Below are 21,027 nucleotides of genomic sequence, written 5' to 3' on the forward strand. Positions count from 1 at the left end.
AGTAGTAACAGGAGTAGAAATGTTCCGTAAGATGTTAGACGAAGCAGTAGCAGGAGATAACATTGGAGCATTATTAAGAGGTGTAAAAAGAGAAGACATCGAAAGAGGTCAGGTACTGGCAAAGCCAGGAAGTATTACACCACATACAAAGTTTTATGCAGAGGTATATGTATTAAGTAAAGATGAGGGTGGAAGACACACACCATTCTTTGATGGATACAGACCACAGTTCTACTTCCGTACAACAGATGTAACAGGAAACATTCAGTTACCAGAAGGAGTAGACATGGTAATGCCTGGAGATAACATTGAGATGACAGGAGAACTAATCACTCCAATAGCAATGGAAGAAGGACTACGTTTTGCAATCCGTGAAGGTGGTCACACAGTAGGAGCTGGAGTTGTAACTGAAATTATTGAGTAATTATAAAAAAGCAGAGGAGGTCGTCTCCTCGCTTTTTCTATGCTCCTAACTGAGCTTAAATCGTAAAGATTAAGGAGGTAAGCAAATGGCAAAACATGAAAAAATTAGGATTCGCCTTAAAGCTTTTGAACATGAGCTCCTAGATCAATCAGCAGAAAAGATTGTTGCTACTGCTGAGAGAACTGGTGCAGATGTATCTGGTCCAGTACCTCTACCAACAGAGAAAGAGGTATTTACCGTACTTCGCTCACCTCATGTTCATAAAGATTCAAGAGAACAATTTGAAATGAGAACACATAAAAGGTTGATCGACATTCTCGATCCTACATCAAAAACTGTAGACTCACTGATGAGGCTAGATTTGCCCGCAGGAGTAAATATAGAAATTAAACTTTAATGTCAGGAGGTGTATTAGGCCATGGCGAAAGCTATATTAGGAAAAAAACTGGGTATGACTCAGTATTTTAAAGATAATGGAGAGCTGGTACCTGTAACTGTAGTTGAGGCCGGTCCCTGTGTTGTAACACAGATTAAGACTACAGAAAAAGATGGATATAATTCAGTCCAACTTGGATTTGGAGAAGTTAAAAAGCACAGACTTAACAAACCTGAACTTGGACAATTTGAAAGCCGTGATATAGAACCTAAGAAACATTTAAGAGAGTTCAAAGGTTTAGATATGGAACTAAGTGAAGGTAGTGAAATTAAAGCTGATCTTTTCGAAGTAGGAGAAAAAGTTAATGTTAGTGGTATCTCCAAAGGTAAAGGATTTGCTGGTAATATTAAAAGATGGAATCATCATAGCGGACCAATGACACACGGTTCTCACTTCCATCGTGCACCAGGTTCTATTGGTGCTGTTGATGCAAGAAGAGTATATAAAGGCTTTAAAATGCCAGGAAGAATGGGGCATGATAGAGTAACTGAAAGAAACTTAGAAATAGTGAAAGTTGATTTAGAGCGTAATGTTTTATTAATTGCTGGTCCAGTACCAGGAGCTAAAAAAGCAGTGCTTGAAATCAAATCTGTTAACAATTAAATAAGTTTAGAAAGGAGGATTTTTGATGCCGCAGGTAACAAAATTCAATCAGAGTGGAAAAGAACTCGAAAAAGTAGAATTAAACGATTCTGTTTTTAATGATAAAATCAATAAACATGTTGTACATCAGGTAGTTAATGCACAATTAGCTGCTAGAAGAGGCGGAAATGCTTCTACAAAAACAAGAGGTAAAGTTCGCGGTGGTGGCCGCAAACCCTGGAGACAGAAAGGTACTGGACGTGCTCGTCACGGAAGTATTAGATCTCCTTTATGGGTAGGTGGAGGAATCACTTTTGGACCTTCTCCTCGCAGTTATGATAAAAAACTAACTAAAAAAATGAGAAGATTAGCCTTAAGATCTGTTTTAACTGACAAAGTTGACAGAGATGAGTTAATCTTAGTTGATAAGATTGATCTTGATCAACCAAAAACAAAAGCAGTGGTTAATATTTTAGCTGATTTAAATTTAGAGGATAAAAAAGTTGTTTTAGTAATGCCTGAAAAGGATAAAAACTTATATCTTTCAGCTAGAAATATTCCTAATGTAAAAACTCTGCTGGCCGGTTCAATAAATGCATATGATCTTTTAGATAATGAAATGGTTATCTTCATCGAAGAAGCGGTTAAAATGGTTGAGGAGGTGCTGGGCGAATGAAAGATGCAAGAGATATTATCATAGCACCTATTATTTCTGAAAATACTATGGACCAAATGCAGGAGGCTAATACTTATACATTTAAGGTAGCCAAAAATGCAAATAAAGTTGAAATTAGAAATGCAGTAGAAGAAATTTTCTCTGTAAAGGTAGTAAATGTTAATACAATGAATGTTAGAGGTAAAAAAAGAAGACTCGGCTTCCATGTTGGTAAAAAACCAGACTGGAAAAAAGCTTTAGTTAAGCTGGCTGAGGACGATGAAATAGAAATTTATGAAGGCCTCTAAAAAATAATTAATAAAGGAGGGAAAAAAGATGGCGATTAAAAGTTTTAAACCGACCACACCTTCAAGGCGTTATATGACTGTTGCTAGTTTTGATGAAATTACTACAGATACGCCTGAAAAAAGCCTTTTGGCTCCAATTAAAAGAAAGGGTGGCCGTAACGCAAATGGTAGAATTACCAGCCGTCATCAGGGTGGTGGACATAAGCGCCGCTATCGTATAATAGATTTTAAGCGGGATAAAGATGGAATTCCTGCTAAAGTAAAGACTATAGAATATGATCCGAATCGTTCTGCAAGAATCGCTCTGCTGCAGTATGCAGATGGAGAAAAAAGATATATTCTTGCACCGAATAAAGTAGAAGTTGGTGACACTTTAGATACTGGTTTAGAGGCGGATATTACTGCCGGTAATGCACTTCGGTTAAAAGATATTCCTGTTGGTACAATTGTACACAATGTAGAAATGCAGGCAGGTAAAGGTGGACAAATTGCAAGATCTGCTGGAACAATGGCACAAATTCTTGCTAAAGAAGGTAAATTTGTACATTTAAAAATGCCTTCTGGTGAAGTTAGATTAATTCACAATGTATGTAAAGCTACTGTTGGACAGGTTGGTAATATTGATCACGAAAATATTACTGTTGGTAAAGCTGGACGCAGTCGTTGGAAAGGTAAAAGACCTCATGTACGTGGTGTAGTTATGAATCCTCATGACCACCCACACGGTGGTGGAGAAGGTAAATCACCTGCTGGTAGACATCCTGTAACTCCGTGGGGTAAACCTACTATGGGTAAAAAGACACGCAAACCAAAGCGCTCAGATAAGTATATTATCCGTTCACGTCACGATAAGAAGCGCAAATAGTAGAAAGGAGGATTATTGATGGCTAGATCTATAAAAAAGGGACCTTTCGTCTCAAAGAAACTAATTGCCAAAATCAGAGAAATGAATGAGAGTGGAAAAAAACAGGTTATTAAAACCTGGTCAAGAAGCTCAACCATTTTCCCTGAAATGGTTGGACATACAATTGCTGTTCATGATGGTCGTAAGCATGTACCAGTATATATATCTGAAGAAATGGTAGGGCATAAACTTGGAGAATTTGCTCCAACCAGAATCTTTAGAGGTCACAGCCGCCATACAGAACGTTCAACAGCACTTAAATAAGAAATTTTTTAGATAGTAAGGGGGTTTTAAAATGGAAGCAAAAGCAGTTGCAAAGCACCTGCGTATTACTGCCCGCAAAGCACGTCTAGTAACAGATTTAATTAAGGGTAAGGACGTTGATACCGCAGTTGCAATATTAAAAAGCACACCGAAAAAAGCTGCTAAGATGGTAGAAAAAGTATTAAATTCAGCTGCAGCTAATGCTGAAAATAATCATGATATGTTTGTAGATGACCTTTATGTAAAAAAAGCTTTTGTTGATGAGGGTCCTACTATGAAAAGATGGAAAGCACGTGCACAGGGATCGGCTAGCCCTATTAATAAAAGAACAAGTCATATTACAGTCGTTGTAAGCGACACAAAGGAGGGATAAAATTTGGGTAATAAAATAAATCCACATGGTCTCCGAGTTGGAGTTATAAAAGATTGGGATGCAAAATGGTATGCGGATAAAAAAGATTATTCCAAGCTTTTAAATGAAGATCGTGAGATCAGAAGTCATGTTAAGGAGAAAATGTTTGAAGCTGGAATTTCTAAAGTTGTAATCGAAAGAGCTGCTAATAGATTGAAATTAGATGTACACACTGCCAGACCAGGAATGGTTATTGGACGTGGTGGATCTGAAGTTGAAGCTTTGAGAAATGAAGTTGAAGCTTTAACTGGTAAAACTGTACAGATTAATGTTGTAGAAGTAAAAGATCCAGAAATGAATGCTCAATTAGTTGCTGAAAATATTGCTTCTCAGCTGGTTAGAAGAATTTCTTTCCGTAGAGCAATGAAACAGGCGATGAATCGTGCAATGCGTATGGGAGCTGAAGGTTTTAAAGTTCAAAGTAGTGGACGTCTTGGTGGAGCAGAAATGGCAAGACGTGAAGGCTACAGTGAAGGCAGTGTTCCAATGCATACATTAAGAGCTGATATTGATTACGGATTTGCAGAAGCTGACACAACATACGGAACAATTGGAGTTAAAGTTTGGATTAATAAGGGAGAAATACTTCCAGAATTGGATGATGAATAGATAGATTATGCAGGAAAGGAGGCTCTTTGATGTTAGTACCTAAAAGAGTAAAACATCGTAAGCAAATGAGAGGAAGAATGAAAGGTAAAGCCCATCGGGGAAATAAAATCACTTTTGGTGAATATGGCCTACAGGCCTTAGAACCGGTTTGGATTACCAATAGACAGATAGAGGCTGCTCGTGTTGCCCTTACTAGAAGCATTAAACGTGGAGGGAAAGTTTGGATCAAGATTTTTCCAGATAAGCCTGTAACCGCAAAACCTGCTGAGACACGTATGGGTAGTGGTAAAGGAGCACCTGAGAAATGGGTAGCTGTTGTAAAACCAGGTAGAATTATGTTTGAGTTGGCTGGTGTACCGGAAGAGGTTGCCAGAGAAGCGATGCGCCTTGCATCTCACAAACTGCCTATTAAAACTAAATTTGTAGCAAGAGAGGGAATGGATGGTGAGGCCGATGAGAGCTGATGAATTAAGAAATTTAACAGAAGCAGAGTTAGAACAAAAAGCCCGCGAATTTAAAGAAGAGTTATTTAACCTACGCTTTCAACATGCAACAGCGCAGTTGGATAATCCTATGAGGATTAAAGAGGTTAAAAGAATTATTGCCCGAATTAAAACAGTTTTGCGGGAAAGAGAACTAAATATAGAAAGGGCTTAATTCTTTTTTGAAAGGAGGTTTCTCATGGATAGAAATAATCGTAAAGAAAGAAAAGGTGTTGTAGTTAGTGACAAGATGGATAAAACTATTACAGTCGCTGTAGAACGTAGAACACAGCATCCTAAATATAAAAGAGTTGTAAAGAAAACAAAAAAGTATACAGCTCATGACGAAGATAATGTTTGTAATGAAGGTGACATTGTAAGAATTATGGAAACACGCCCATTAAGCAAGACTAAAAGATGGCGTCTAATCGAAATTATTGAAAAAGCAAAATAAGTCCTGGTAGTAGAAAGGAGGGCCTGAAAATGATACAATCTGAAAGCCGTTTAAAGGTAGCGGATAATTCAGGTGCCCGCGAACTTTTATGTATTAAGGTACTTGGAGGCTCCAAAAAGAAATATGCAAAAGTTGGAGACACTATAGTAGTCAGCGTCAAAGAGGCTATTCCAAACGGAATGGTTAAAAAAGGTGAGGTTGCTAAAGCAGTAGTTGTTAGAACCAAGAAATCCTTAAAGCGCAAAGACGGCACCTATATTAGATTTGATGAAAATGCAGCAGTAATAATAGATGACAATAATAATCCTAAGGGTACACGTATTTTTGGTCCTGTGACCCGTGAATTAAGGGAAAAGAATTATATGAAGATTATCTCCCTTGCACCGGAGGTATTATAGAAGGAGGGGATTGGATTGAGAATTAAAAAAGGTGACACTGTGGAAGTTATTTCTGGAAAAGATAAAGGTAAACGCGGTGAGATTTTAAAAGTTATTCCTAAAAAAGATCGCGTAATCGTGGAAGGTGTAAATATTGTAAACCGTCACGTAAGTCCTACTCAGGATATGCCACAGGGTGGAATTATAGAAAACGAAGCAGCAATTCATGCTTCAAATGTTCAACTCGTCTGCCCCCGTTGTGATGAAAAGACAAGGGTTGGCGCAGAACGTTTAGATGATGGAACTAAAGTAAGAAAATGCAAAAAATGTGATGAAGTAGTTGATAAATAAATAAGCGGAAGGAGGTCCAGAAATGTCAGTATTAGCTAATGAATATAAAGAAGAAATTCTACCTCAACTGATGGAGAAATTTAATTACAATAATGTAATGGAAGCTCCAAAATTAGAAAAAATAGTTGTTAATGTTGGGTTAGGAGATGCTAAAGAAGATACTAAACTTCTGGATACTGTTGTTGATGAGATCGCAAGAATAACTGGACAAAGTCCTACTGTAACTCGGGCAAAAAAATCTATCGCTAATTTTAAAATTAGAGAAGGTATGCCAGTTGGAGTAAAAGTTACTCTTCGCGGTGAGCAGATGTTTGAGTTTTTATATAAATTGATTAATGTTACAATGCCACGTATCCGAGATTTTAGAGGTGTATCTCCTAAATCATTTGATGGTCGCGGTAATTACAGTTTAGGAATAAGCGAACACACTGTTTTCCCTGAAATAAATATTGATGATGTTGATGATGTTCACGGTATGGAGATTACTATTGTAACTTCTGCTGAAACAGATGAAGAAGCATTTGAATTATTATCATTAATGGGAATGCCTTATAAGAAGTAAAGACCTATAAATTAAGGGGGGTTTAGTTTGGCACGTAAAGCTCTAATCGAAAAGGCTAATAAAGAGCCTAAATATGAGACACGTAAAGTGAATCGATGCAGTAGATGTGGACGTTCACGTGGATATATGAGAAAATTTGATTTATGCAGAATTTGTTTCCGAGAATTAGCCCATAAAGGCGAAATTCCTGGAGTTAAAAAAGCAAGCTGGTAAAACTGGAAGGAGGTTTGTAAATGAATTTAACAGATCCAATAGCAGATATGCTTACCCGGATTCGCAATGCTAATAGTGTTGGGAAAGATAGAGTTGATATTCCCGCTTCTAAGGTTAAAACCAGCATTGGTGAACTTTTAAAAGACGAAGGTTTCATTAATGATGTAAAATTAGTTGAAAGAAAACCTCAGAACATGATTCGGGTATATTTAAAATACGGAGATAATGACGAAAAAGTTATAAGTGGAATCAAGAGAATAAGTAAGCCTGGTTTAAGAGTATATGTGGGCAAAGATGAAGTTCCTAAGGTTCTAGGTGGTTTAGGAATCGCAGTGGTTTCTACTTCCCAGGGTGTTATGAGCGATAAAGAAGCAAGAGAAAAAGGAATTGGTGGAGAAGTTCTCTGTTATGTTTGGTAATTAGAGAGCTTCTTTAGATAAAATCTACGGAGGTGAAATTTATGTCACGTATTGGTGATCTACCTATTGAAATACCAGAAAAAGTAGAAGTAGCTGTTAATGATCAAACTATAAAAATTACAGGTCCATTAGGAGAATTAGAAAGAACTTTTAAAGCTGGTATTGATATCAAAGTTGACGATAATGAAATTGTTGTTGAACGCAATGGCGATGATATCGAATCACGCTCCATGCACGGTTTAGTTAGAAGCTTAATTGAAGGTATGGTTGAGGGTGTTAGCAAAGGCTTTGAAAAGAAATTAGAAATGGTAGGTGTAGGATATAACGCTCAGGTACAGGGAGATAAACTTAAACTTGAAGTTGGATATTCTCACCCGGTAATTATTGAAGCTGAAGGTGATATTTCTTTTGAAGTTGAAAAAAACACAAATATCACAGTTAAAGGTATAGATAAACAGCGTGTTGGTGATACAGCAGCTAAGATTCGTGAAGTAAGAAAACCAGAACCTTACAAAGGTAAAGGAATTAAATATGTTGGAGAACATATTAGACGTAAGGTCGGTAAAACTGGTTAATAGAAAGGAGTGAATGTGATGGGAAAAAGAGAAGCAAGACAAAAACGCCATCAGAGAATTAGAAATAAAGTTGTGGGAACACCTTCTCGTCCGAGAATGAATGTAACCCGCAGTTTAAAGCATATTTATGTGCAAATTATAGATGATTTATCTGGAGAAACTATTGCTTCTGCATCTACTTTAGATCCAGCTCTTCGCGATTCAATTGAAGTGGCAAGTAATGAAGAGGCTGCTAAAAAAGTAGGAGAGTTGGCTGCAAGTAGAGCACTGGAAAAAGGTGTGGATACAGTAGTATTTGATAGAAGTGGATATAAATATCATGGCCGAGTAAAAGCTCTGGCTGATGCTGCCCGCGAGGAAGGGCTAAAGTTTTAAATAAGGAGGTAAATTAATGAGTAAAATTAATGCTGATAAACTCGACCTTGACGAGCGCGTTGTTAATATTAACCGTGTTGCTAAGGTTGTAAAAGGTGGCCGTAGATTTAGCTTCAGTGCCCTTGTAGTTGTAGGGGATGGAGAAGGCCATGTTGGTGCAGGTATTGGTAAAGCAAATGAAGTACCTGAAGCCATCAGAAAAGGTATTGATGCAGCTAAAAAAGAATTAATCAAAGTTCCAATTGTAGAAACTACAATTCCCCATGAGAAAACTGGAGTTTTTGGTGCTGGAAGAGTATTACTTAAGCCAGCTGCTCCTGGTACTGGTGTTATTGCTGGTGGACCTGTTCGTGCGGTAATTGAGCTTGCAGGTATTAGTGATATTTTAACTAAGTCTCTGGGAACATCAAATCCAATTAATATGATCAATGCTACAATTACAGGTCTAAGTGAACTTAAGAGTGCAGAAGAAGTTGCCAAATTAAGAGGTAAATCTGTAGAAGAATTAATTGGATAATTATTAAGGAGGTGTAAGGATGAAATTAAATAATCTTAAGCCTGCTGCTGGATATAAGAAAAATCGCAAAAGAGTTGGTCGTGGTACTGGCTCTGGTCGCGGATATACTTCCGGTAGAGGTGCAAATGGACAGAACTCTCGTGCAGGAGGAGAAGTACGCCCAACATTTGAAGGTGGACAAACTCCACTGTTCAGACGTCTTCCAAAACGAGGATTTAATAATAAATTTAAAAAAGAATTTAATGAAGTTAATGTATACCAATTAAATAGATTTTCTGATGATGATACTGTAACACCTGAAATATTATTAGAACAGGGAATTATTGATGGTATTGCTAAAAATGGTGTTAAAATTTTGGGCAAAGGTGAAGTTAATATTGCCCTTGATGTAAAAGCACATGCATTTACTGCTTCTGCCAGAAAGAAAATAGAAGCTGCTGGCGGAAAGTCAGAGGTGATTTAAGTTGATTAAGGCTCTCGGTAATGTTTTTAAAGTAAAAGAACTTAGAAATAAAGTTTTATTCATGCTTGCTATGATGGCAGTTTACCGCCTGGGAGCACATATACCTGTTCCTGGAGTAGATGTGGCATTGCTTCAGGAAAGACTTTTTGGTGGAAACTTTGGCGGAGCACTTGACTTTTTAGACTTATTTGCAGGTGGTGCGTTAAGTAACTTTACAATTTTTGCGATGAGCATTACTCCCTACATTACTGCTTCGATTATTTTACAGTTATTAACTGTTGTTATACCTAAATTAGAAGAACTTTCTAAACAGGGTAATGAGGGCCGTAAAAAAATTGCTCAATATACTAGATATGGTACAATTGTACTTGCTGTAATTCAGGCGATTGGTATCACACTATATATTCAGCGTTTTGGAGCAGTACCTAATGCAACTGCATTTGATATTGCTTTGATAATTGTGAGTTTAACTGCAGGAACAGCCTTTTTGATGTGGTTAGGTGAGCAAATTACGGATAAAGGGATTGGAAATGGTATTTCAATTATCATTTTCACATCTATAATTTCTCGTTTTCCATCAGACATGTATAACACATATGAATTATTACAGGCAGGAACAATTTCAGTTTTAAACATCCTTATTTTTATTGTTTTAGCAATAATTATTGTTGCTGGTATTATCTTTGTGCAGCAGGGTGAAAGAAGAATTCCGGTTCAATATTCAAAAAGAATTGTGGGCCGTAGAGTTTATGGTGGTAGAAGCACTCATATTCCAATGAAGATCAATCAGGCTGGAGTAATTCCTGTAATTTTTGCTTCATCTGTGCTTTTGTTTCCAGGGATTATAGCTCAGGTATTACCTTATGATTGGGCAGCTGGTTTAGCAAGTGCAATTAGCCCTGGTTCAACACTTTATATGGTATTATATGGTCTGATGATTTTATTCTTTACCTATTTCTATACTGCTATTACATTTAATCCTGAAGAAGTAGCAGATAATATGAAAAAATATGGTGGTTTTATTCCTGGTATTAGACCTGGAAGACCAACTATCAATTATTTAGATAGAGTATTAATGAGAGTTACACTTGCAGGAGCTATTTTCTTAACAATAGTTGCATTACTTCCTTTTGCTATGCAGCCATTGACCGGTGTAACAATTAGTTTCGGAGGTACATCTCTAATTATTATGGTAGGTGTAGCTTTAAAAACTATGGAACAGATCGAATCCCATCTCCTGATGAGACATTATGAAGGTTTCATGAAGTAAATAAGGAGGAAATAAAATGGATATGATATTACTGGGTTTACCGGGTGTTGGTAAGGGAACTCAGGCAAAGAAATTAGAAGATAAGCTTGAAATTCCACACATTGCTACAGGTGATATTTTTAGAAAAGCAATTAAAAATAAAACTCCTTTGGGAAAAAAAGCTAAGTCATTTATTGATGCTGGTGAATTAGTACCAGATGAAGTTACAATCGGCATTGTTGAAGAGAGATTAAAAGAATCTGATTGTAAAGATGGATTTATCTTAGATGGTTTTCCACGCACAATTGCACAGGCTGAAGCTCTGGATGAAATTTTATCCGAGCAGAATAGAGAGCTTGATTTAGCTATTTATCTGCAGGCTGAGATTGATATTTTAGTTGAAAGGTTAGCTGGACGTAGAGTTTGTGTTGATTGTGGAGCTACTTATCATGTAAAAAATGATCCACCTGAAGTTGAAGGTGTATGTGATAAGTGTGGAGGAGAACTAATTCAGCGTAGTGATGATCAGGAAAAAACTGTAAAGAAAAGAATTGAAGTTAATAAAGAGAAAACTGCTAAACTTGCAGATTATTATCAAAATAAAGGAATACTGCATGAAGTTGAAAGTACTGGTGGAATTGATAAAGTACAGGCAAGACTTATGAAATTAATTGAGGCGAACAAATAATGATTATCTTGAAATCGAGTCGAGAAATTGATATAATGCGGGAAGCAAATCAGATAGTTGCTCAAACACATGCATATCTATCTGAAAAGATCAAACCTGGTATTTCAACAGCAGAGTTGGATAGACTTGCTGATGAATTTATTCGTAGTAAAGGGGCAGTGCCCTCTTTTAAAGGTTATCAGGGTTTTCCAGCTTCAGTTTGTATTTCAATTAATGAAGAAGTTGTACACGGTATTCCTGCAGAACATCGCTATTTAGAAGACGGTGATATAGTTAGTATTGACATTGGAACTTTTTACGAAGGATTTAATGGTGATGCTGCCAGAACACATGCGGTTGGATCAATTTCTGAAAATGCCAGTAAGTTATTAGAAATAACAGAAGGATCTCTTCTTAAAGGATTAGAAAAAGCAGTTATCGGCAACAGATTATTTGATATTTCTCATGCTGTACAAGAATATGTTGAAAAAAATGGGTTTTCTGTGGTTCGTGATTACGTAGGTCATGGCATAGGACGTGATATGCATGAAGATCCACAGATACCTAATTTTGGACCAGCAGGAAAGGGTCCAAAACTTAAAAAAGGTATGACCCTTGCTATAGAGCCAATGGTTAATATTGGTAGTTACGAAGTCGAAACATTAGAAGATGATTGGACAGTAGTAACAAAAGATAGAAGTTTATCTGCTCACTTTGAGCATACTATTGCAATAACTAAAAATGGAGTTGAAATATTAAGTAAACTTTAACTTTTATTGCAGAGCTCATCTTATCTATGGTATAATGAACAGTGCGTGTAAAAAGATGCACAGAGAAAAGAGTGATATTTTTGGATACTGCTTTTAAAGTTGGCGAAATTGTTAGGTCAACTGCCGGCAGAGATAAAGGAAGTTATTATTTAGTAATAGATAATAATTCTAAAAATAAATTAAAAGTTGTTGATGGTGTGAAGAGGAAATTTAATAATCCAAAATATAAAAACAGCAAACATATAGAAAGCACTGGAGAGATTTCAGAACAATTTTTGAGCTGGTTAAACAGTAAAAAAAGGGTGCGTAGTGAAGATGTTCGCTTAGTTTTAAAGGATTATCTCAGCAAAGAGGAGGTAAAATAATTTATGGCAAAAGAAGATCCTATTGAAGTCCAGGGTACAGTAGTTGAACCCCTGCCAAATGCAATGTTTAGAGTAGAATTGGAAAACGGACACAAAGTTCTGGCACATGTTTCAGGAAAAATGAGGATGAATTTTATACGAATCTTACCTGGTGACAAGGTAACAGTAGAACTTTCTCCCTATGACTTGAGTCGTGGCCGGATAACTTATCGACATAAAGCGAAATAAATTACCACAAGGGGTGATTGTTAATGAAAGTAAGACCATCAGTTAAGCCGATTTGTGATAAATGTAAAGTTATCAGACGCAATGGTAAAGTAATGGTTATTTGTGAAAATCCCAAGCATAAACAGCGTCAGGGATAAAAAATACTGGAGGTGAAATCATGGCTAGAATTGAAGGTGTTGATCTTCCTAGAAATAAAAGGGTAGAAATTGGATTGACATATATTTATGGTATTGGTAAAACTACTTCTCAAAAAATTATTGAAAGTACAGGTATTGATCCTGATACAAGAATTAAAGATTTAACTGAAGCTGAAATTTCAGATTTAAGAAGTGAAATTGATAATAATTATATGGTTGAAGGTGAATTACGAAGAGAAAAAAGAGCTGATATTAAAAGATTAAAGGATATTGGTTGTTACCGTGGTCTCCGTCATCGTAGAGGTTTACCTGTGCGCGGTCAGAGAACTAAAACAAATGCTCGTACACGAAAGGGACCTAAAAAGACTGTTGGTATCAAGTCCCGTTCAGTGACTCCAAAATAGTAAGGAGGGAATTTAATTAATGGCTAAATCTAAGAATAAGAAAAAAACTCGCAGAAGAAAAAAAGTAAAACGTAATATAGAAAAAGGTCAGGCGCATATTAAATCTACATTTAATAATACAATTATTTCAATTACTGATGAAGAAGGTAAAGTAGTTGCCTGGTCAAGTGCTGGAAAAGTTGGTTATAAAGGTTCAAGAAAAAGTACTCCTTTTGCTGCTCAGTTAGCTGCAGAAAATGCTGCTGAAGAAGCAAAAGATATGGGAATGAAGGATATTGAGATCTTTGTTAAAGGACCTGGTTCTGGTAGAGAATCAGCTATTAGAACTCTGCAGTCAGCAGGTTTAAATATTACTTTAATTAAAGATATTACTCCTATCCCACATAATGGATGTAGACCCCCAAAAAGAAGACGTATATAATTATATAATAGAAAGTTGAGGTGTAAAAATGGCAAGATATACAGGTTCAGTTTGTAAATTATGCAGGCGCGAAGGTGAAAAATTATATTTAAAAGGCGCTCGTTGTTATAGTGATAAATGTTCTTTTGATCGTAGACCTTATGTTCCTGGTGAACATGGTCAAGGTCGTCACAAAGTATCTGAATATGGTTCACAGTTAAGAGAAAAGCAGAAAGTTAGAAGAATTTATGGAATTATGGAAAAACAGTTCCGTAATTATTTCGAAAAAGCCGAAAACATTAATGGTGTTACAGGTGAGAACTTCCTTCAATTATTGGAAAGAAGATTAGATAATATTGTTTACAGAATGGGTTTTGCAAGTTCACGTAATGAAGCAAGACAGTTTGTATTACACGGACATATTAAAGTAAATGGCCGTAAAGTAGACATTCCTTCATATCAAGTTGATGTAGATGATGTTATCAGTGTTAAAGATTCAAGCCGCAAGTCTAAGCGCTTTAAAGAAGTCTTTGAATACAATGCAGATTTTGCAACACAAGAATGGGTTAATTCTGATCTTGAAAAAGCTGAAGGTACAGTTGTTGGATTACCAGAGAGGGAAGATATCGATTATCCGGTAGAAGAGCACCTGATTGTCGAGTATTATTCACGGTAAATGAATACCCTCAGTCATGAATTTATTATTATAAGGAGGGTAAGCTGATAATATGATAGAAATAGAAAAACCACGTGTGGAAAGACTTGGAGGCAATGAAAACAACTATGGTCGTTATGAAATTTCTCCTTTAGAAAGAGGTTATGGTACTACTCTTGGTAATTCTTTGCGTCGTATTTTACTTTCTTCTTTACCTGGAGCTGCACTTACTTCAGTTAAAGTAGAGGGAGTTAAACATGAGTTTTCAGCTATTCCAGGAGTAGTTGAAGATATGACCGATCTTATTTTGAATCTAAAAGAGGTAGTTGTTAAATATTCTGGTGAAGAAGAAACAACTATTAGATTAGAGGCAGAAGGAGAAGGAGAGGTAACAGCTGGTGACTTTGTTTCTTCAGGTGATGTTCAGGTAGTTAATAAAGATCATCATATAGCAACACTTGCTGAAGATGGCAGATTAGTTTTAGAAGCAACTGTTCATAAAGGTAGAGGTTATCATACCGCTGAAGAAAACAAAGATTTATTTGATGATAATGTTATTGGTTTAATTCCAATAGATGCTTCTTATAGCCCTATTGAAAGAGCTAATTTTAACATTGAAAACACCAGAGTTGGTCAGGTAACTGACTTTGACCGTTTAGTTTTAGAAGTTAATACTAATGGTAGTATTCATCCTGATGATGCTATCAGTCTTGCTGCTAAAATTATGGTTGAGCATCTTGAATTGTTTATCAATTTAACTGATGAAATAGAAGATGTAGAAATCATGGTTGAAGTAGAAGAAGAAGAAAAGGATAAAATTCTGGATACTACAATTGAAGAATTGGAACTATCAGTACGTTCTTCTAATTGTCTAAAACGAGCAGGTATCAATACTGTTGAAGAATTAGTTGACAAAACTGAAGATGATCTGATGAAAGTCCGTAATCTAGGAAAAAAATCCTTAAAAGAAATTAAAGATAAATTAGATGAACTTGAACTAGATTTAAAAGAGAATGAAATTTAAGGAGGGATTTTAGGTGGCTAAGCGTAAATTACAGAAAAGATCTTCTCACCGTCAAGCTATGTTTAGAAATATGGCAACATCATTATTTCGCGAGGGAAGAATCGAAACTACACTACCTAAGGCTAAGGAATTAAGATCTTATGCTGAGAAACTTATTACTACTGCGAAGACTAATGATTTAGCTTCAAGACGTAAAGTAATGAGCAAAATCAAAGATAAAGAAGTAGTTACTAAGTTATTTGATGAAATTGCACCTCAGTATTCAGAAAGACCTGGTGGTTATACAAGAATTTTGAAAATGTATCCCCGTAGAGGAGATGCAGCAAAGCAAGCGATTATTGAACTAGTAGAATAATACTGAATGTAGGTGTTAATATGAGCCTGATAGAAATTAATGGGGTAGATTTTCTTTATAAAAATGACAACAGTGCTAGACCGGCTCTGCAAAATATTGATCTGCAGATAGAAGCCGGTGATTTTGCTGTTATAATTGGTTCAAATGGTTCAGGTAAATCTACCCTGGCAAAATTATTAAATGTACTCTTAACTCCTTCCACAGGAGAAATCTTTGTGGATGGTTTAAATACTAATAATCCTGATAACACTTGGAAGATTAGACAGAAGGTTGGTATGGTTTTTCAAAATCCAGACAATCAACTAGTTGCTTCTATGGTAGAGGATGATGTAGCATTTGGACCAGAAAATCTTGGCATTCCCAGTCCGGAAATTCGTAAAAGAGTTGATCGGTCATTAGAAATGGTTGGAATGTCTGGTTTTCAAAAGTTTGCACCACATAAACTATCTGGTGGTCAAAAACAGAGAGTTGCTATTGCCGGGGTTATTGCCATGGAGCCAGACTGCATAGTTTTAGATGAGCCAACTGCAATGCTTGATCCACAAGGAAGAAAAGAGGTTATGGAAACAGTACAGTACTTAAATAAAGAAAAGGGAATTACTATTGTCCATATAACTCATTTCATGGAAGAAGCTGTAGATGCAGATAAAGTTATTGTTATGAACCAAGGTGAAATCATTCATAAAGGGAGTCCCAAAACCATTTTTAGATTAGTTGATCAGTTAAAGGATATAAACTTAGATATACCTGTTGCAGTTGAAGTTGCTGAATATCTGCGTCAGGAAAAGATTAATATTCCTGATATTTTGAGCATAGATGAGTTGGTGGAAGCGTTATGTTAATTGAATTAGAAAATGTAAGCCATATCTATCAGGATGAAAATAATGTTAAAGCATTAAAAAATATTAATTTAGAGATTAGCAAAGGCGAATTTATTGGAATTGTAGGACATACCGGTTCTGGAAAATCTACTTTGGTTCAGCTTTTCAATGGTTTAATTATTCCCAGTTCAGGGACTGTAAAGGTCAATGGGAAAAATATTACTAATCAAAAAAGTAACTTAAAAGAAACCAGACGCCATGTTGGTTTAGTCTTTCAATATCCGGAACATCAATTATTTGAAGAAAGTGTTTATCAGGATATTGCCTTTGGTCCAAAAAATATTGGTCTAAAAAAAGATGAGATTGAAGATAGAGTAAAAGAGGTTATGGGATTAGTTGGACTTGATTATAATCAATTTAAAGATCGTTCGCCCTTTAATTTAAGTGGAGGTCAACAGAGAAAAGTTGCTATTGCGGGAGTTTTAGCTTTAAAACCCGATGTTTTAGTACTTGATGAACCAAGTGCTGGGCTTGACCCACAGGGAAGAAAGCAGCTGGCAGAACTTTTGCAATATCTTTATCAAGAATTGAATATGACAATTATTTTAATCTCACACCGCATGGAAGAGATTGCTGAATTATCAAGTAGAGTTATTGTGATGCATCAGGGAGAAATTGTAATTGATGATAATCCTATAGAAGTTTTTTCAAAGGAGCAGAAGTTGCATAAACTATCATTGGATTTACCTCAAATCACTGAAATTTTACATCGACTAGATGAAAAAGGTTTGAAAGTAAATAAAAATTTATTTTCCATATCTGAAGCATCAACAGAAATTATCAAAGCATTGAGGAGCAATTAATATGCTAAAAGATATAACAATTGGTCAATATATAGCTCGCGATTCTATTATTCATGCTCTAGATGCTAGGATTAAAATTATAATAACTACACTTTTAATAATTGCTTTATTTACTATTGATACTTTTATGGGATTTGGATTTTTTGCTGCATTTGTTTTAATAGTTGTATTATTATCCAAAATCTCAGTTAAAAAAGTTTTAAGAGGTTTAAAACCAATACTAATTTTAGTTTTGTTTACTTTGTTTATTCATATATTTTTAACTAATGGTGGCCGTGTATTATGGTCCTGGAAGTTTATTTCTATAGAATCTGAAGGAGTATATACCGGTTTTTTTATGGTGAGTAGAATTTTTATTTTAATTTTATTTACTTCTCTTTTAACTTTAACTACTTCTCCGCTGCAGTTAACAGATGGTATCGAATATATTTTATCACCTTTGAAAAAGTTTGGTGTACCAGCAAGTGAGTTATCGATGATGATGACAATCGCCTTGCGTTTTATACCTACTTTATTAGAAGAAGCTGATAAAATTATGAAAGCTCAACAAGCTAGAGGTGCTGATTTTGAATCCGGTAATTTAATTCAGAGAGCTAAAAGTCTAATTCCTTTACTGGTTCCTCTGTTTATAAGTGCTTTTAGAAGAGCAGATGACCTTGCTTTAGCTATGGAATCTAGATGTTATCGAGGTGGAGAGGATCGAACAAGGCTTCATGAGCTAGAATTTAAATATTATGACTTTGTTGCTTTAGTATTGATAGTTATACTTGCAGTTGCTGTGTCATTTTACTAGGTGATATTTAAGATGAGACAAAATTACAAAATTATAGTTGAATATGATGGTAGTAATTATAGCGGCTGGCAGATCCAAAAAAATACTAGCGAGACAATACAGCAAAAACTTGAAAAAGCTTTAGAAGTCATAAATAAAGACAAAGTAATGGTTACAGGTGCAGGAAGAACAGATGCTGGGGTTCATGCGGCTGGTCAGACAGCAAATTTCTTTTTAGATGTTGATATACCTGCAAACAAAGTCCCACTTGCTTTAAATAGTGAGCTACCTGATGATATTATTTGTAAAAAAGCTGAAAAAGTGAATGCTGATTTTCATTCTCGTTACAATGCACGGGGCAAAAAATATAGATATAGAATTTTGAACAGTAATTTTAATTCAGTTTTTGTCCGCAATTTTGTATATAATGTTCATAAAAAACTTGATTTAAAGCTAATGCAGAGAGCTGCCAAGATTTTTGAAGGTTCTCATGATTTTGCTGCACTATGTGCTGCTGGTTCTTCTGTTGAATCGACTGTAAGAAATATTTATTCTTTAGAACTTTATGCAGTAGATAATGGTGAGATTTGGATCGATGTTATTGGAAATGGTTTTTTATATAATATGATAAGAATTTTAGCCGGTACACTAATTGAAACCGGTCTTAAAAAGAGAGCTCTGCCTGAATTAAAAAATATTTTGCAGAGTTGTGATCGAAACAATGCTGGTTTTACTGCTCCGGCTCAGGGTTTAACTTTAATGGAAGTATTTTATGATTAATTTATTTTCGTTTAACTTGACAAAAGCAGAAGATTGTATTAAAATTACTATGAATTATTCTGTTCAACAACAAGCCCCGTTGAGAATTAATTCATGTAATTATAGAGAGTATTTAACTAAGGAGGTATAGTTATGTCAACATATATGGCCAAAAATGAAAATGTAGAATGCAACTGGTATGTAGTTGATGCTGCAGATAAAACTTTAGGAAGACTTGCATCTGAAATTGCTCAGTATATTAGAGGAAAGCATAAGCCTACTTTTACTCCTCATGTAGATATGGGAGATTATGTAGTAGTAGTAAATGCTGAAAAAGTAAAATTAACAGGTAAAAAGTGGGATGACAAGAAACACTACAGTCATACCAATTATCCAGGTGGAATTAACGAAATCACTTATAAGGAACTACGTGATAAAAACCCTGAATTTATTATTGAAAAAGCTGTTAAGGGTATGTTACCACATAATAAATTAGGTAGAAAAATGTTTAAAAAATTAAAAGTATATAGTGGACCTAATCATCCACATCAGGCTCAACAACCAGAAAAATTAGAACTTTAATTTTGAGAGGAGGAATTTAATAGATGGCTTCTGAAGTACAATATAGAGGTACAGGTCGTAGAAAAACTTCTACAGCTCGTGTTCGCCTGCTGCCTGGAGATGGAAAATTTTTAGTAAATGATGTTGAAATCGATAATTATTTTAATAGAAAATCTTTAATTAAAGATATTATGTCACCTTTAGAATTAACTAATACTGATGGAACTTTTGATGTACTGGTAAATGTTAATGGTGGTGGACTTTCAGGTCAAGCTGGAGCAGTTCGTCATGGAATTGCTAGAGCATTACTTGAAGTTGACAAAGATTACCGTGGACCACTTAAGAAAGCTGGTTACTTAACCAGAGACTCCCGTATGGTTGAAAGAAAAAAATACGGCCGCAAAAAAGCGAGAAAAAGTCCACAGTTCTCAAAAAGATAATATTATTTTTGAAATTATTACAGGCAGAGCTCAGGCTCTGCTTTTTTCTTTTTTTATAATCTTAGTATTAGTTAATTATTTTAAAGATAACACTAAAATATCTATCCAGAAAAAATTATTACAATAACTAAGTTCTTTTATTCACCAAGCTATAATTAATAAAATGTATCAGCAAAAAGTAGGTTTAGAGGTGTTTTTTTATCAGTTAATTTGTTGTATAATATAAATGACAGAGGATTTAGTTTAGAATTATTTATTTTATAAACTGAATTATTTAAGCGATTTATATTGATTTTGTTTTTAACTTAAGCTGGAGGTGAAATTTATGGGAGTTAAATGTGCTGCTTTACTGCCTCATCCACCAATTGTTATTGAAGAGATTGGTGGCCCAAAATTAAAGAAGGCAGAAAAAACTGTTCAGGGATTTAAAAAGACTGCTGAAGAAATTGCTGAATTTAAAGATGAAATTGATTTAATTGTTATTATAACACCACACGGACCAGTTTTTCGTTCTACGGCTTCTGTAATTATCAAAGAAGAACTCAAAGGAAATTTTAGTGATTTTGGTTATCCAAAACTTAAATTTAGTGAAAAATCTGACATTGATTTTGCTGAAAAATTAGTCTCAAAAACTAAAGATAAAAAATTATCTTTACAGCCATTAAGGGATAATGATTTGAATAACTATGGTATTGAGCAAGAACTTGATCATGGAATTATGGTTCCACTACATTATTTACAAAAAGCTAATGTTAAATTACCAATTTTACCGATTTCTATAGGTTTTATAGATTATCAAGAGCTATATAAAATTGGTCAAGAAATTGTAAGAACAGCAAAAGAACTTAATTATAAGATTGCTGTTATTGCAAGTGGTGATTTATCACATCGCTTAAAAAAAGGAGCACCTGCAGGTTTCAATCCTGATGCGCATCTTTTTGATGAAAAGTTAATTCAGTATTTTCGAGATAATGATTTTCAATCTATCCTTAACTTTGATCCTGATTTGGTTGAAAAAGCTGGAGAATGCGGTTTAAGGCCAATTGTAACTATGCTGGGGACTATTGCGGAGTTAGATGTGGAAACTAAAGTTAATTCGTATGAGGGGCCTTTTGGAGTCGGCTATGGTACTATTTTTATTAGCAGAAAATAAATTTTATAAAAAACAAAGTGGA

General features: G+C 35.2%; 39 protein-coding genes. All 39 read left to right on the top strand.

All coding sequences use genetic code 11. The features are described 5' to 3' along the window. On the top strand, nt 1–424 hold a 424-nt coding region (locus tag HSACCH_RS00380), incomplete at its 5' end, for an EF-Tu C-terminal domain-related protein (RefSeq protein ID WP_040476891.1). Nucleotides 425–509: 85 nt separating this feature from the next. Further along, nucleotides 510–821 carry a 30S ribosomal protein S10 gene (gene rpsJ, locus HSACCH_RS00385; protein WP_005486996.1) on the top strand — a complete coding sequence of 104 codons (312 nt, stop codon included), beginning with the start codon at nt 510–512 and terminating at the stop codon, nt 819–821. Nucleotides 822–842: 21 nt separating this feature from the next. Next, complete coding sequence (rplC, locus tag HSACCH_RS00390; RefSeq protein ID WP_005486997.1) at nt 843–1,463, top strand: 50S ribosomal protein L3; 621 nt, start codon at nt 843–845, stop codon at nt 1,461–1,463. 25 nt (nt 1,464–1,488) lie between these two features. Beyond that, entirely contained in the window at nt 1,489–2,118 is a 630-nt protein-coding gene (gene rplD, locus HSACCH_RS00395) for a 50S ribosomal protein L4 (protein ID WP_005486999.1), read from the top strand. Next, nucleotides 2,115–2,405 (top strand): 50S ribosomal protein L23, encoded by a 291-nt coding sequence (gene rplW / locus HSACCH_RS00400; protein ID WP_005487000.1) that lies wholly within the window; start codon nt 2,115–2,117, stop codon nt 2,403–2,405. The genes rplD and rplW overlap by 4 nt, the downstream gene beginning before the upstream one ends. A 28-nt stretch (nt 2,406–2,433) precedes the next feature. Then, complete coding sequence (gene rplB / locus HSACCH_RS00405; protein WP_005487002.1) at nt 2,434–3,270, top strand: 50S ribosomal protein L2; 837 nt, start codon at nt 2,434–2,436, stop codon at nt 3,268–3,270. Between the two features lie 18 nt (nt 3,271–3,288). After that, nucleotides 3,289–3,573 (top strand): 30S ribosomal protein S19, encoded by a 285-nt coding sequence (gene rpsS, locus HSACCH_RS00410; RefSeq protein ID WP_005487004.1) that lies wholly within the window; start codon nt 3,289–3,291, stop codon nt 3,571–3,573. A 31-nt stretch (nt 3,574–3,604) separates the two neighbouring features. Further along, on the top strand, nt 3,605–3,946 hold the full coding sequence (gene rplV, locus HSACCH_RS00415; protein WP_005487006.1) for a 50S ribosomal protein L22: 342 nt from the start codon (nt 3,605–3,607) through the stop codon (nt 3,944–3,946). Nucleotides 3,947–3,949: 3 nt separating this feature from the next. After that, a complete protein-coding gene (rpsC, locus tag HSACCH_RS00420) occupies nt 3,950–4,594 on the top strand; it encodes a 30S ribosomal protein S3 (protein ID WP_005487008.1) in 645 nt (214 codons plus the stop codon). Nucleotides 4,595–4,623: 29 nt separating this feature from the next. Further along, on the top strand, nt 4,624–5,058 hold the full coding sequence (rplP, locus tag HSACCH_RS00425) for a 50S ribosomal protein L16 (RefSeq protein ID WP_005487011.1): 435 nt from the start codon (nt 4,624–4,626) through the stop codon (nt 5,056–5,058). Beyond that, on the top strand, nt 5,048–5,251 hold the full coding sequence (gene rpmC / locus HSACCH_RS00430; RefSeq protein WP_005487012.1) for a 50S ribosomal protein L29: 204 nt from the start codon (nt 5,048–5,050) through the stop codon (nt 5,249–5,251). The genes rplP and rpmC overlap by 11 nt, the downstream gene beginning before the upstream one ends. Nucleotides 5,252–5,275: 24 nt before the next feature. Further along, nucleotides 5,276–5,530 carry a 30S ribosomal protein S17 gene (rpsQ, locus tag HSACCH_RS00435; protein ID WP_005487013.1) on the top strand — a complete coding sequence of 85 codons (255 nt, stop codon included), beginning with the start codon at nt 5,276–5,278 and terminating at the stop codon, nt 5,528–5,530. Between the two features lie 29 nt (nt 5,531–5,559). After that, nucleotides 5,560–5,928 (top strand): 50S ribosomal protein L14, encoded by a 369-nt coding sequence (rplN, locus tag HSACCH_RS00440; RefSeq protein WP_005487014.1) that lies wholly within the window; start codon nt 5,560–5,562, stop codon nt 5,926–5,928. 15 nt (nt 5,929–5,943) lie between these two features. Continuing rightward, entirely contained in the window at nt 5,944–6,258 is a 315-nt protein-coding gene (gene rplX, locus HSACCH_RS00445) for a 50S ribosomal protein L24 (protein ID WP_005487015.1), read from the top strand. A gap of 22 nt (nt 6,259–6,280) precedes the next feature. Continuing rightward, nucleotides 6,281–6,820, top strand: coding sequence for a 50S ribosomal protein L5 (rplE, locus tag HSACCH_RS00450; RefSeq protein WP_005487016.1), 540 nt, complete (start codon nt 6,281–6,283; stop codon nt 6,818–6,820). A 27-nt stretch (nt 6,821–6,847) separates the two neighbouring features. Continuing rightward, nucleotides 6,848–7,033, top strand: a complete 186-nt coding sequence (locus tag HSACCH_RS00455; protein WP_005487017.1) for a type Z 30S ribosomal protein S14 — start codon at nt 6,848–6,850, stop codon at nt 7,031–7,033. Nucleotides 7,034–7,053: 20 nt separating this feature from the next. After that, nucleotides 7,054–7,452, top strand: a complete 399-nt coding sequence (gene rpsH, locus HSACCH_RS00460; protein WP_005487018.1) for a 30S ribosomal protein S8 — start codon at nt 7,054–7,056, stop codon at nt 7,450–7,452. A 41-nt stretch (nt 7,453–7,493) separates the two neighbouring features. Next, on the top strand, nt 7,494–8,027 hold the full coding sequence (gene rplF, locus HSACCH_RS00465; protein WP_005487019.1) for a 50S ribosomal protein L6: 534 nt from the start codon (nt 7,494–7,496) through the stop codon (nt 8,025–8,027). An 18-nt stretch (nt 8,028–8,045) separates the two neighbouring features. Next, nucleotides 8,046–8,402, top strand: a complete 357-nt coding sequence (rplR, locus tag HSACCH_RS00470) for a 50S ribosomal protein L18 (RefSeq protein WP_005487020.1) — start codon at nt 8,046–8,048, stop codon at nt 8,400–8,402. Between the two features lie 16 nt (nt 8,403–8,418). Next, entirely contained in the window at nt 8,419–8,919 is a 501-nt protein-coding gene (gene rpsE / locus HSACCH_RS00475; RefSeq protein WP_005487021.1) for a 30S ribosomal protein S5, read from the top strand. Nucleotides 8,920–8,938: 19 nt separating this feature from the next. Next, nucleotides 8,939–9,382: a 50S ribosomal protein L15 gene (gene rplO / locus HSACCH_RS00480; protein ID WP_005487022.1), complete on the top strand. Its 444-nt coding sequence runs from the start codon at nt 8,939–8,941 to the stop codon at nt 9,380–9,382. A 1-nt stretch (nt 9,383) separates the two neighbouring features. After that, nucleotides 9,384–10,652, top strand: a complete 1,269-nt coding sequence (gene secY / locus HSACCH_RS00485) for a preprotein translocase subunit SecY (RefSeq protein ID WP_005487023.1) — start codon at nt 9,384–9,386, stop codon at nt 10,650–10,652. Between the two features lie 16 nt (nt 10,653–10,668). After that, entirely contained in the window at nt 10,669–11,319 is a 651-nt protein-coding gene (locus HSACCH_RS00490; RefSeq protein WP_005487024.1) for an adenylate kinase, read from the top strand. After that, a complete protein-coding gene (map, locus tag HSACCH_RS00495; RefSeq protein ID WP_005487026.1) occupies nt 11,319–12,068 on the top strand; it encodes a type I methionyl aminopeptidase in 750 nt (249 codons plus the stop codon). The genes HSACCH_RS00490 and map overlap by 1 nt, the downstream gene beginning before the upstream one ends. An 80-nt stretch (nt 12,069–12,148) precedes the next feature. Further along, nucleotides 12,149–12,433: a KOW domain-containing RNA-binding protein gene (locus tag HSACCH_RS00500; protein ID WP_005487028.1), complete on the top strand. Its 285-nt coding sequence runs from the start codon at nt 12,149–12,151 to the stop codon at nt 12,431–12,433. Nucleotides 12,434–12,436: 3 nt separating this feature from the next. Next, nucleotides 12,437–12,661 carry a translation initiation factor IF-1 gene (gene infA / locus HSACCH_RS00505; protein ID WP_005487029.1) on the top strand — a complete coding sequence of 75 codons (225 nt, stop codon included), beginning with the start codon at nt 12,437–12,439 and terminating at the stop codon, nt 12,659–12,661. 23 nt (nt 12,662–12,684) lie between these two features. Beyond that, nucleotides 12,685–12,798 carry a 50S ribosomal protein L36 gene (gene rpmJ, locus HSACCH_RS00510; RefSeq protein ID WP_005487032.1) on the top strand — a complete coding sequence of 38 codons (114 nt, stop codon included), beginning with the start codon at nt 12,685–12,687 and terminating at the stop codon, nt 12,796–12,798. A gap of 20 nt (nt 12,799–12,818) precedes the next feature. Continuing rightward, nucleotides 12,819–13,202, top strand: a complete 384-nt coding sequence (gene rpsM, locus HSACCH_RS00515) for a 30S ribosomal protein S13 (RefSeq protein ID WP_005487033.1) — start codon at nt 12,819–12,821, stop codon at nt 13,200–13,202. Between the two features lie 19 nt (nt 13,203–13,221). Beyond that, nucleotides 13,222–13,623, top strand: coding sequence for a 30S ribosomal protein S11 (gene rpsK, locus HSACCH_RS00520; RefSeq protein ID WP_005487035.1), 402 nt, complete (start codon nt 13,222–13,224; stop codon nt 13,621–13,623). 28 nt (nt 13,624–13,651) lie between these two features. Continuing rightward, nucleotides 13,652–14,278, top strand: a complete 627-nt coding sequence (gene rpsD, locus HSACCH_RS00525; RefSeq protein WP_005487036.1) for a 30S ribosomal protein S4 — start codon at nt 13,652–13,654, stop codon at nt 14,276–14,278. A gap of 52 nt (nt 14,279–14,330) precedes the next feature. After that, the gene (locus tag HSACCH_RS00530; RefSeq protein WP_005487038.1) at nt 14,331–15,281 is read left to right on the top strand and encodes a DNA-directed RNA polymerase subunit alpha; all 951 of its coding nucleotides are present in this window, start codon (nt 14,331–14,333) and stop codon (nt 15,279–15,281) included. Nucleotides 15,282–15,294: 13 nt separating this feature from the next. Continuing rightward, nucleotides 15,295–15,636 (top strand): 50S ribosomal protein L17, encoded by a 342-nt coding sequence (gene rplQ, locus HSACCH_RS00535; RefSeq protein WP_005487040.1) that lies wholly within the window; start codon nt 15,295–15,297, stop codon nt 15,634–15,636. Nucleotides 15,637–15,656: 20 nt separating this feature from the next. Continuing rightward, on the top strand, nt 15,657–16,478 hold the full coding sequence (locus HSACCH_RS00540; protein WP_005487041.1) for an energy-coupling factor transporter ATPase: 822 nt from the start codon (nt 15,657–15,659) through the stop codon (nt 16,476–16,478). Continuing rightward, nucleotides 16,472–17,320 (top strand): energy-coupling factor transporter ATPase, encoded by an 849-nt coding sequence (locus tag HSACCH_RS00545; RefSeq protein ID WP_005487042.1) that lies wholly within the window; start codon nt 16,472–16,474, stop codon nt 17,318–17,320. Before HSACCH_RS00540 ends, HSACCH_RS00545 begins: the two co-directional genes overlap by 7 nt. Before the next feature lies 1 nt (nt 17,321). After that, a complete protein-coding gene (locus tag HSACCH_RS00550; RefSeq protein ID WP_005487043.1) occupies nt 17,322–18,113 on the top strand; it encodes an energy-coupling factor transporter transmembrane component T family protein in 792 nt (263 codons plus the stop codon). Nucleotides 18,114–18,125: 12 nt separating this feature from the next. After that, nucleotides 18,126–18,872: a tRNA pseudouridine(38-40) synthase TruA gene (gene truA / locus HSACCH_RS00555; RefSeq protein WP_005487044.1), complete on the top strand. Its 747-nt coding sequence runs from the start codon at nt 18,126–18,128 to the stop codon at nt 18,870–18,872. Nucleotides 18,873–19,004: 132 nt separating this feature from the next. After that, nucleotides 19,005–19,433, top strand: a complete 429-nt coding sequence (rplM, locus tag HSACCH_RS00560) for a 50S ribosomal protein L13 (protein WP_005487045.1) — start codon at nt 19,005–19,007, stop codon at nt 19,431–19,433. Nucleotides 19,434–19,456: 23 nt separating this feature from the next. After that, a complete protein-coding gene (gene rpsI, locus HSACCH_RS00565) occupies nt 19,457–19,852 on the top strand; it encodes a 30S ribosomal protein S9 (RefSeq protein ID WP_005487046.1) in 396 nt (131 codons plus the stop codon). A gap of 325 nt (nt 19,853–20,177) precedes the next feature. After that, nucleotides 20,178–21,005, top strand: coding sequence for an AmmeMemoRadiSam system protein B (amrB, locus tag HSACCH_RS00570; RefSeq protein WP_005487047.1), 828 nt, complete (start codon nt 20,178–20,180; stop codon nt 21,003–21,005). Nucleotides 21,006–21,027: the final 22 nt, after the last annotated feature.

The organism is Halanaerobium saccharolyticum subsp. saccharolyticum DSM 6643, assembly GCF_000350165.1.
GTDB classification, from domain to species: Bacteria; Bacillota; Halanaerobiia; order Halanaerobiales; family Halanaerobiaceae; genus Halanaerobium; species Halanaerobium saccharolyticum.

What these genes read in the sequence shown, in the direction of transcription:
- map (WP_005487026.1), top strand. Translation starts at nt 11,319, where the DNA reads ATGATTATCTTGAAATCGAGTCGAGAAATTGATATAATGCGGGAAGCA.
- rpsJ (WP_005486996.1), top strand. Translation starts at nt 510, where the DNA reads ATGGCAAAACATGAAAAAATTAGGATTCGCCTTAAAGCTTTTGAACAT.
- rplV (WP_005487006.1), top strand. Translation starts at nt 3,605, where the DNA reads ATGGAAGCAAAAGCAGTTGCAAAGCACCTGCGTATTACTGCCCGCAAA.
- rpsD (WP_005487036.1), top strand. Translation starts at nt 13,652, where the DNA reads ATGGCAAGATATACAGGTTCAGTTTGTAAATTATGCAGGCGCGAAGGT.
- rplF (WP_005487019.1), top strand. Translation starts at nt 7,494, where the DNA reads ATGTCACGTATTGGTGATCTACCTATTGAAATACCAGAAAAAGTAGAA.
- rpsE (WP_005487021.1), top strand. Translation starts at nt 8,419, where the DNA reads ATGAGTAAAATTAATGCTGATAAACTCGACCTTGACGAGCGCGTTGTT.
- rplR (WP_005487020.1), top strand. Translation starts at nt 8,046, where the DNA reads ATGGGAAAAAGAGAAGCAAGACAAAAACGCCATCAGAGAATTAGAAAT.
- HSACCH_RS00530 (WP_005487038.1), top strand. Translation starts at nt 14,331, where the DNA reads ATGATAGAAATAGAAAAACCACGTGTGGAAAGACTTGGAGGCAATGAA.
- infA (WP_005487029.1), top strand. Translation starts at nt 12,437, where the DNA reads ATGGCAAAAGAAGATCCTATTGAAGTCCAGGGTACAGTAGTTGAACCC.
- rplW (WP_005487000.1), top strand. Translation starts at nt 2,115, where the DNA reads ATGAAAGATGCAAGAGATATTATCATAGCACCTATTATTTCTGAAAAT.
- rpsH (WP_005487018.1), top strand. Translation starts at nt 7,054, where the DNA reads ATGAATTTAACAGATCCAATAGCAGATATGCTTACCCGGATTCGCAAT.
- rplN (WP_005487014.1), top strand. Translation starts at nt 5,560, where the DNA reads ATGATACAATCTGAAAGCCGTTTAAAGGTAGCGGATAATTCAGGTGCC.
- rplB (WP_005487002.1), top strand. Translation starts at nt 2,434, where the DNA reads ATGGCGATTAAAAGTTTTAAACCGACCACACCTTCAAGGCGTTATATG.
- rplO (WP_005487022.1), top strand. Translation starts at nt 8,939, where the DNA reads ATGAAATTAAATAATCTTAAGCCTGCTGCTGGATATAAGAAAAATCGC.
- rpmC (WP_005487012.1), top strand. Translation starts at nt 5,048, where the DNA reads ATGAGAGCTGATGAATTAAGAAATTTAACAGAAGCAGAGTTAGAACAA.
- amrB (WP_005487047.1), top strand. Translation starts at nt 20,178, where the DNA reads ATGGGAGTTAAATGTGCTGCTTTACTGCCTCATCCACCAATTGTTATT.
- HSACCH_RS00545 (WP_005487042.1), top strand. Translation starts at nt 16,472, where the DNA reads ATGTTAATTGAATTAGAAAATGTAAGCCATATCTATCAGGATGAAAAT.
- truA (WP_005487044.1), top strand. Translation starts at nt 18,126, where the DNA reads ATGAGACAAAATTACAAAATTATAGTTGAATATGATGGTAGTAATTAT.
- rpsM (WP_005487033.1), top strand. Translation starts at nt 12,819, where the DNA reads ATGGCTAGAATTGAAGGTGTTGATCTTCCTAGAAATAAAAGGGTAGAA.
- rpsI (WP_005487046.1), top strand. Translation starts at nt 19,457, where the DNA reads ATGGCTTCTGAAGTACAATATAGAGGTACAGGTCGTAGAAAAACTTCT.
- rplP (WP_005487011.1), top strand. Translation starts at nt 4,624, where the DNA reads ATGTTAGTACCTAAAAGAGTAAAACATCGTAAGCAAATGAGAGGAAGA.
- HSACCH_RS00540 (WP_005487041.1), top strand. Translation starts at nt 15,657, where the DNA reads ATGAGCCTGATAGAAATTAATGGGGTAGATTTTCTTTATAAAAATGAC.
- HSACCH_RS00490 (WP_005487024.1), top strand. Translation starts at nt 10,669, where the DNA reads ATGGATATGATATTACTGGGTTTACCGGGTGTTGGTAAGGGAACTCAG.
- rpsS (WP_005487004.1), top strand. Translation starts at nt 3,289, where the DNA reads ATGGCTAGATCTATAAAAAAGGGACCTTTCGTCTCAAAGAAACTAATT.
- rplE (WP_005487016.1), top strand. Translation starts at nt 6,281, where the DNA reads ATGTCAGTATTAGCTAATGAATATAAAGAAGAAATTCTACCTCAACTG.
- rplM (WP_005487045.1), top strand. Translation starts at nt 19,005, where the DNA reads ATGTCAACATATATGGCCAAAAATGAAAATGTAGAATGCAACTGGTAT.
- rpsQ (WP_005487013.1), top strand. Translation starts at nt 5,276, where the DNA reads ATGGATAGAAATAATCGTAAAGAAAGAAAAGGTGTTGTAGTTAGTGAC.
- rplC (WP_005486997.1), top strand. Translation starts at nt 843, where the DNA reads ATGGCGAAAGCTATATTAGGAAAAAAACTGGGTATGACTCAGTATTTT.
- rplD (WP_005486999.1), top strand. Translation starts at nt 1,489, where the DNA reads ATGCCGCAGGTAACAAAATTCAATCAGAGTGGAAAAGAACTCGAAAAA.
- rpmJ (WP_005487032.1), top strand. Translation starts at nt 12,685, where the DNA reads ATGAAAGTAAGACCATCAGTTAAGCCGATTTGTGATAAATGTAAAGTT.
- HSACCH_RS00550 (WP_005487043.1), top strand. Translation starts at nt 17,322, where the DNA reads ATGCTAAAAGATATAACAATTGGTCAATATATAGCTCGCGATTCTATT.
- rpsK (WP_005487035.1), top strand. Translation starts at nt 13,222, where the DNA reads ATGGCTAAATCTAAGAATAAGAAAAAAACTCGCAGAAGAAAAAAAGTA.